At 67.7% G+C, this 7,074-nt stretch carries 9 protein-coding genes; all 9 read left to right on the forward strand.

Going from position 1 to position 7,074, the window contains the following annotated elements:
• The first annotated feature begins 376 nt into the window (after positions 1 to 376).
• The 9 genes from CCS01_RS28405 to CCS01_RS28440 all read left to right on the forward strand — a co-directional run bounded on the left by CCS01_RS28405 (position 377) and on the right by CCS01_RS28440 (position 6,800).
• Entirely contained in the window at positions 377 to 631 is a 255-nt protein-coding gene (locus CCS01_RS28405) for a hypothetical protein (RefSeq protein ID WP_104522143.1), read from the forward strand.
• Between the two features lie 43 nt (positions 632 to 674).
• Positions 675 to 2,210: a phytoene desaturase gene (locus tag CCS01_RS28410; protein ID WP_104522144.1), complete on the forward strand. Its 1,536-nt coding sequence runs from the start codon at positions 675 to 677 to the stop codon at positions 2,208 to 2,210.
• Positions 2,194 to 3,252 carry a phytoene/squalene synthase family protein gene (locus CCS01_RS28415; RefSeq protein WP_104522145.1) on the forward strand — a complete coding sequence of 353 codons (1,059 nt, stop codon included), beginning with the start codon at positions 2,194 to 2,196 and terminating at the stop codon, positions 3,250 to 3,252. The genes CCS01_RS28410 and CCS01_RS28415 overlap by 17 nt, the downstream gene beginning before the upstream one ends.
• 11 nt (positions 3,253 to 3,263) lie before the next feature.
• Positions 3,264 to 3,623 carry a hypothetical protein gene (locus tag CCS01_RS28420; RefSeq protein WP_104522146.1) on the forward strand — a complete coding sequence of 120 codons (360 nt, stop codon included), beginning with the start codon at positions 3,264 to 3,266 and terminating at the stop codon, positions 3,621 to 3,623.
• Between the two features lie 6 nt (positions 3,624 to 3,629).
• Positions 3,630 to 3,776, forward strand: a complete 147-nt coding sequence (locus CCS01_RS34030) for a hypothetical protein (RefSeq protein WP_158258657.1) — start codon at positions 3,630 to 3,632, stop codon at positions 3,774 to 3,776.
• A gap of 200 nt (positions 3,777 to 3,976) precedes the next feature.
• Positions 3,977 to 4,168: a hypothetical protein gene (locus tag CCS01_RS28425; RefSeq protein ID WP_104522147.1), complete on the forward strand. Its 192-nt coding sequence runs from the start codon at positions 3,977 to 3,979 to the stop codon at positions 4,166 to 4,168.
• Positions 4,169 to 4,436: 268 nt separating this feature from the next.
• Positions 4,437 to 5,057 carry a ribonuclease HII gene (locus CCS01_RS28430; protein WP_104522148.1) on the forward strand — a complete coding sequence of 207 codons (621 nt, stop codon included), beginning with the start codon at positions 4,437 to 4,439 and terminating at the stop codon, positions 5,055 to 5,057.
• A 118-nt stretch (positions 5,058 to 5,175) separates the two neighbouring features.
• A complete protein-coding gene (locus CCS01_RS28435) occupies positions 5,176 to 6,225 on the forward strand; it encodes a site-specific DNA-methyltransferase (protein ID WP_104522150.1) in 1,050 nt (349 codons plus the stop codon).
• Between the two features lie 41 nt (positions 6,226 to 6,266).
• The gene (locus tag CCS01_RS28440) at positions 6,267 to 6,800 is read left to right on the forward strand and encodes a phosphate-starvation-inducible PsiE family protein (protein ID WP_104522149.1); all 534 of its coding nucleotides are present in this window, start codon (positions 6,267 to 6,269) and stop codon (positions 6,798 to 6,800) included.
• Positions 6,801 to 7,074: the final 274 nt, after the last annotated feature.

Here is a 7,074-nt window from a genome sequence, read left to right on the forward strand (position 1 = left end):
ATCGGGGCGGCAGTCAGACGGGGCATGAAGGCTCCGGTGAATCAGGGCGAGGCGTGAGCCTGTGGCCTGCCATATTCAGGCCGCTCCTGACTCGCCAGAACGGCTCCTGACGGCGGCTGGTCACGGCGATTGCCGCCAGACTGTGGCAAACCAGACTCACCCGCGCCGGGCCACCCATCAACGGAGTCGCCACTTCCGGCGAGGTGTACTAGGAGGGACCATCGCGTGGCGCGGCGTTGCTCACCGTCGTGGCGGCCGCAGGCCCACCATCCACGCCATTGCGTGGCATCAGCATCGCCAGGCGTGGATGGTGGGCCTGCGCCCACCATGACGCGGAGGGGCCGGTGCCCCGCAACCACCCTCACTGCCGCCTGACGTGATCTTCGCCTTCTACACCTCGCCCCACCTGATCGACCTGATCCTGGTCTTCACCCTGCTGGAAGGCATCATCCTCGCCCGCTGGCGGAGACTCCCCGCCCGCACCGTGACCGTCATGCTGCTGCCCGGCCTGTGCCTGCTACTGGGCATACGGGCGGCCATGGCCGGGGCCGCTTGGCCGTGGGTGCCGATCGCCCTGACCGGCGCGCTGGTGACTCACATTTTCGACATGCATGACCGCTTCCGGCGGTAAGACACCCCTGGTCAGAGTGTCATCTTGCGTTTACACTCGGGGCATGGATCAGTTGACGCCTTCCACTGTCTCCCCCTCCAGCAAACCCACCCGTCCGACTGACCGCCACGCCGTCGTCATCGGCGCCGGCTTCGGCGGCCTGGCTGCGGCGATCCGCCTGGGCGCGCGCGGCTACCGCGTCACCGTGCTGGACAAGCTGAACGCCCCCGGGGGCCGCGCCTCGGCGTTCCGCCAGGACGGCTTCACCTTCGATCCCGGCCCGACCATCCTGACCGCGCCGCACCTGTTCGAGGAACTGTGGGCCCTGTGCGGCCGCAGCATGGCCGACGACGTGACGCTGAAGCTGATGCAGCCGTTCTACCGGATCCGCTTCCACGACGGCTCGACTTTCGACGCCAGCGGCGATCCGGAGGCCATGCGGGCCGAGGTGGCGCGGCTCTCGCCCTCGGACGTCGCGGGCTACGAGCGCTTCATGCGGCACAGCCAGGAAACCTGCCGCATCGGCTTCGAGGAACTCGGCGACCACCCGTTCAACTCGATCATGGATATGCTGAAGGTCGCCCCGGACATCATCCGGCTCGGCGGCTATCGCAGCGTCCATGCCACCGTCAGCAAGTTCATCAAGGACGAGCGGCTGCGCATCGCCTTCGGCTTCCATCCGCTGTTCATCGGCGGCAACCCGTTCGCCGTCAGTTCCGTCTATACGATGGTCCCCTACTTCGAGCGGCAATGGGGCGTGCATTTCCCCATCGGTGGCACCGGCGCGATGGTGACCGGCCTGGCCAGTCTGATCGAGGGACAGGGCAACACCATCCGCTGCAACACCGAGGTCGAGCAGATCCTGGTCAGCAACGGCCGCGCCACCGGCGTGCGACTGGCCTCGGGCGAGACGATCGCCGCCGACATCGTGGTGTCGAACGCCGACTCGGCCTGGACCTACCGCAAGATGCTGCCGCCCGAGGCGCGCAAGACCTGGACCGACCGCAAGCTGGACCGGGCGCGCTACTCGATGGGCCTGTTCATCTGGTACTTCGGCACCGATCGCCAGTATCCCGATGTGCCGCACCATACGATCGCCCTTGGCCCCCGCTACAAGGGCCTGCTGCACGACATCTTCAACCGCAAGGTGCTGGCCAAGGACTTCTCCTTGTACCTGCACCGCCCGACCGCCACCGATCCGGCGCTGGCGCCGGCGGGCTGCGACACGTTCTACGTGCTGTCCCCGGTGCCGAACCTGGATGGCAAGACCGACTGGACCAAGGAAGCCGAGCCCTACCGGCAGGCCATCCAGAAGCGGCTGGAGGAGACTCTGCTGCCCGGCCTGGGCAAGCACGTCGTCACGTCAAAGGTCCGGACGCCGATAGATTTCCGCGACGGCCTGCTGGCGCTGCACGGCGCCGCGTTCAGCCTGGAGCCGGTGCTGCTGCAAAGCGCCTACTGGCGTCCGCACAACAAGAGCGAAGATGTTGCCGGCCTCTACCTGGTCGGCGCCGGCACGCATCCGGGGGCAGGCGTGCCGGCGGTGATTTCCTCCGCCAAAGTCCTGGATCGCGTGGTGCCGCATGCTGCTACACTCTGAGACCGAAGTCGCCGACATGGAGGCCTGCCGCAAGCTGTTGCAAGGCGGGTCACTCAGCTTCCATGCGGCATCCCGCCTGTTGCCGTGCGCCATGCGCGACCCGGCCATCGCGCTGTATGCGTTTTGCCGCGAGGCCGACGATGTGATCGATAACGACGCCAGCGGCAGCAAAGCCGGCCTGAGCTGGCTGCAGGAGCGACTGTCGCTGATCTACGACGGCCGCCCGCTCGACCTGCCGGCGGACCGCGCCTTCGCCCATGTCGTCGAGCGCTATGCCCTGCCGCGCGCGTTGCCGGAGGCCCTGCTGGAAGGCTTCGCCTGGGATTCCGAAGGCCGCCGCTACCCGACCTTCGCCGATGTCCGCGCCTACTCGGTGCGCGTGGCCGGCACCGTCGGCGCCATGATGGCGGTGCTGATGGGCGTGCGTGACCGCAAGCGCCTGTCGGCGGCGGTCGATCTCGGCGTGGCGATGCAGCTGTCCAACATCGCCCGCGACGTGGGCGAGGACGCCCGCAACGGCCGCCTCTACCTGCCGCTGGACTGGATGACCGAGGCCGGCATCGACCCGGACGCGTTCCTCGCCAATCCGGTGTTCTCCAAGGAGCTCGGCTACGTCGTGCACCGGCTGCTGTATGCGGCCGACGGGTATTACAACCATGCCAGTGCCGGCATCACCCGACTGCCGATGAACTGCCGGTTCGGTATCGGCGCCGCCAGCCTGCTGTACCGCGAAATCGGCATGCAGGTGGCGCGGCAGGGGCTGAACTCGGTTACCAGCCGCGCCGTGGTGTCCGGCCGCCGCAAGCTCTGGGTGCTGGCGAGCGGCCTCGGCAACATGGCCGTCCCGACGCGCTCGCTGCGTACGGCGCCGGTGCCCGAGGGGGTCTATCTGGTCGACGCCGTCGTCGACACGCCGGCACGCCCCATGCCGCACGAGGCCCGCACCCCCTGGTGGAAGTTGGCCGATCGGCTGGTGTGGACGATGGATCTGTTCGCGCGGCTGGAACAGCGGGAGCGGCTGCAATCACAGCATAATATATAAGGAGACAGGACATGCATGATTGGCTGGGACTGGGGCTGGTTGCGCTCGGCGCCGGGCTTCTGGCGGCGGCCGTCATGAAGCGCCGGACGCCGGCGCGGATCGCCGCGAGCGCCAGCTCGATCCGCCCGGAATTTGCCGCGGCGGGCGAGATCGTGCGGCCGATGATTCTGTTCGTGGTCGCCATGTTCGCCGCCACAATGAGCCTGTTCTACTTCGCGCTCGGCGGCCATGGCACGTTCACCATGCTGCAGTATGGCGGCGTCATGTTCGTCCTGGCGGCTTATGCGGTCTACCTGATGATCACCACCACCAAGGTCGCCCAGGTACAGGCGGCTGAAACCGCGGGCCCGAGTACGTCGTCCGGCGCGTGAGCCGGCATGCGGTTTGGTTGGGCGTTTGGTGAGTTCCTGGTGCTGGGCTTCCTGATCTGGGAACTTCGCCGCCTGCGGGCGTCGCAACGGCAGGACCGGGAAAAGGCGGCCGCCGAACAGCGGCAGGCGGAGAGCAAGGCCCCCGGCTCCTGAACCCGTGCCGCCAGCCATGCGCAGGCCGGTCGGCTCGCGAACACCATAGTGCTCAAGATTTTTACATACCGAAACAGATCTGAAACAGCATTCTTGCCGGTATTGGAATAGAACGGCTGTGGCAGAAGGCTGGCCAGTACCTCGATCTGGCCTGAGGCGGAAGAAATCCGCGTGCAACCGCAATCTCAGGACAGATCACAATGAACGTTTCAGGCATTTCCTCGGCCAGTTCCTACGCCCCTTCGGCTGCCACCCAGTCGTCGGCCTCCTCCCAGGCCGCGCAGTCCGCCACCCGGATGGACCGTGACGGCGACTACGACAACAACGCGCCTGACAGCAAGGCGGCAGCCAGCAGCACAAAGACGACCAGCCTGCTGGACATCAAGGCCTGATCCCATCGGCTTTGTCCCCAAGGCTTCGCTTCCTCTGCCCCGGCGCGAATGTCTGACGGGACAAGGCGACGGGTCCGATGCGCCAGCCTGTCCGTCAGGCTCGCCATCGGAACCGTTCGCCGCTGTGGCCCTGGTTGGCGACGTCGCGGACCGCGGGCGTTGCCGCCTGGCCAGGACGCGCGACCATCGTTGCCCCCCGCCCGGTTGACCCTGCCGCCGCCCACCAGGGCGCTTCCGTGAATCCAACCAGTCCTGCTAAGCCCGCCGAATGCCAACTTTCGAGATGGAACGAGCGGCCGGCGGACGGGTCGCCGGTGTGGACGAGGCAGGGCGCGGGCCGCTGGCCGGGCCGGTGGTCGCGGCTGCCGTCGTGCTGCCGCTCGATCTGCTGCCCGGCCTGGCCGATCTCCTGGACGATTCCAAGAAGCTGACAGCCGATCGGCGGCTGGCGGCTTTCCTTGCGTTGCACGCCTCGGCCGCCGAGATTGGCGTTGGCGCCGCCTCGGTCGGGGAGATCCTGCGGCTGAACATCCTGCACGCCTCGATGCTGGCGATGCGCCGCGCCGTGTCCCGGTTGCGGGCGGCGCCGGACCTGGCGCTGGTCGACGGCAACTATCCGCCGAAGCTGGATTGCGCCGTGCGCTGCGTCGTCGGCGGCGACGCGCTGTGCCTGTCGATCGCCGCCGCCTCGATCGTCGCGAAAGTGGTGCGCGACCGGGCGATGGCGCGGCTGGCCCTGCGCTGCCCGGGCTACGGGTGGGAGGCCAATGCCGGCTACCCCACTGCTTTGCACCGCGACGCGTTACGCCGGCTCGGGCCGACCCGGCATCATCGTGCCGCATTCCGTACCGTCGCGCAGTTGCAACTGGATGTAACGAATGTTGATTGACGCGATTTCGCGCGACCCGTCACCATAGGGGAAGAGTGTGGAAAAGGTGGGAATCGGTTTGAACGCCTACCATGATCTGCCACTCGACCAGATCCTGCGTGGCGACTGCGCCGAAATCATGCGCATGTTGCCAACGGGTTCGGTCGATTGCGTCTTTGCCGATCCGCCGTACAACCTGCAATTGCGGGGCGAGTTGCGGCGGCCGGACGACAGCGTGGTGGATGGCGTCGACGAGGCGTGGGACCGCTTCACCGACTTCGCGGAATACGACGCATTCACCCGGGCCTGGCTGGGCGAATGCCGCCGGCTGCTGAAGAAGGACGGCACGCTCTGGGTCATCGGCGCCTACCATAATATTTTCCGCATCGGCGCAATCCTGCAGGACCTCGGCTTCTGGATCCTGAACGACGTCATCTGGCGCAAGTCCAACCCGATGCCCAACTTCCGCGGCCGGCGCTTCACCAATGCGCACGAGACGCTGATCTGGGCCGCGCGCGGGCAGGAGTCGCGCTATCGCTTCAACTACCAGGCGATGAAGACGCTGAACGACGACATCCAGATGCGCAGCGACTGGTTCATCCCGCTGTGCACCGGGCCGGAGAGGATGCGCAACGAGCACGGCCTGAAGCTGCACCCGACCCAGAAGCCGGAAGCACTGCTGCACCGCGTGCTGCTGGCCAGCACCAACCAGGACGACGTCGTGCTGGACCCCTTCGCCGGCACCGGCACGACTCTGGCGGTCGCCAAGCGCCTGCGCCGCCGCTTCATCGGCATCGAGCGCCACCCGGCCTACGCCGAGGCCGCCATCGGCCGGGTGCGGCGGACCAGGCCGGTCTCGGCCGAGGCGGCGGTCGCGGAACCGACGAAGCGGGAGGCGCAGCGCATCCCGTTCGGCAGTCTTGTGGAGCAGGGGCTGATCGCGCCCGGCACGCGCCTGTATGATCGGCATCGCCGGGTCAGCGCCATGGTCGGGCCGGACGGCTCGGTCAGCACCGCCGACACCCGTGGCTCGATCCACAAGGTCGGCGCGCTGGTGCAGAACGCGCCAAGCTGCAACGGCTGGACCTTCTGGCACTTCGAGCGCGACGGCGGGCTGGTGCCGCTGGACGAACTGCGGACGCAGGTCAATGGCCGCGGCGTCAACGGGGCCGGCTCTTTGCCGGCGTGACACAGGAGCGGCGCTTGCCGAACGGTCTGATTGAGGCGGCTATGACGACAAGCAATATCAACGTTGACGAGACGGCACGGGTCCTCCCGGGGCCCAGGCGGTTGTTCCGGGGCGTGGAGCATGCGCTGTACCTGGCGTTGGGCGTCCTGCTGTGCCTGACCACGGTCATGGCCCTGGCCGGTGCCGCGGTGACGCTGTGGCAGGGGCTCGGCGAGTGGACCGCGACCGAGACGGTGTTCGCCGTCATTGATCGGCTGCTGTTCGTGCTGATGCTGATCGAGATCCTGCACACGGTGCAGGTGTCGGTGGAAGACGGCGCGCTGAGTGGGGAGCCTTTCCTGGTCGTCGGGCTGATCGCCTCGATCCGGCGGATCCTGGTGATCACGCTGGAGTCGTCGAAGGTCTCGCAGCAGGGCATTGGCCCGGAGGAGGTCGATCGGATGTTCCGCACCTCTATGACCGAGCTTGGTGTGCTGGCGGTGCTGATCCTGGTGATGGTGGCGTCGATCTACGTGCTGCGGCGGGCGCAGCCGGGCGGAAGCCGGGCGGTGTTGCTGGGCGGGCGCGTGACGTAGGGGGGCGCCGACGCAGGCCGGTCAACCGGCCAGTGCCGCTCACCGGGAGAGCCGCGCCGGAAGGTCCTGCGCCTGCCGCCCCGCCGCGGTCGGCAAGGGCTGGGGCAATCCGGGCCGAATCCCCGGCGGGCAGTGGCAGCGTCCCCGGAACCGTCCGTGTCCGTTCATCCTTTCGTAATCGTTAGCACGAAGTTGGCCAGTTGGCGGCGCCCGCACCGCAAGGGCTGAAAATGGCCGCCGCTTCAACCCCCCGCGACGCCGGCCACCCCCAACA

Source organism: Rhodopila globiformis (genome assembly GCF_002937115.1).
Lineage (GTDB): Bacteria > Pseudomonadota > Alphaproteobacteria > Acetobacterales > Acetobacteraceae > Rhodopila > Rhodopila globiformis.

Excerpts from the sequence above, each read along its gene's own strand:
- CCS01_RS28425 (WP_104522147.1), top strand. The coding sequence starts at position 3,977 with ATGAACGTTTCAGGCATTTCCTCGGCCAGTTCCTACGCCCCTTCGGCT.
- CCS01_RS28410 (WP_104522144.1), top strand. The coding sequence starts at position 675 with ATGGATCAGTTGACGCCTTCCACTGTCTCCCCCTCCAGCAAACCCACC.
- CCS01_RS28420 (WP_104522146.1), top strand. The coding sequence starts at position 3,264 with ATGCATGATTGGCTGGGACTGGGGCTGGTTGCGCTCGGCGCCGGGCTT.
- CCS01_RS34030 (WP_158258657.1), top strand. The coding sequence starts at position 3,630 with ATGCGGTTTGGTTGGGCGTTTGGTGAGTTCCTGGTGCTGGGCTTCCTG.
- CCS01_RS28435 (WP_104522150.1), top strand. The coding sequence starts at position 5,176 with ATGCGCATGTTGCCAACGGGTTCGGTCGATTGCGTCTTTGCCGATCCG.
- CCS01_RS28440 (WP_104522149.1), top strand. The coding sequence starts at position 6,267 with ATGACGACAAGCAATATCAACGTTGACGAGACGGCACGGGTCCTCCCG.
- CCS01_RS28430 (WP_104522148.1), top strand. The coding sequence starts at position 4,437 with ATGCCAACTTTCGAGATGGAACGAGCGGCCGGCGGACGGGTCGCCGGT.
- CCS01_RS28415 (WP_104522145.1), top strand. The coding sequence starts at position 2,194 with ATGCTGCTACACTCTGAGACCGAAGTCGCCGACATGGAGGCCTGCCGC.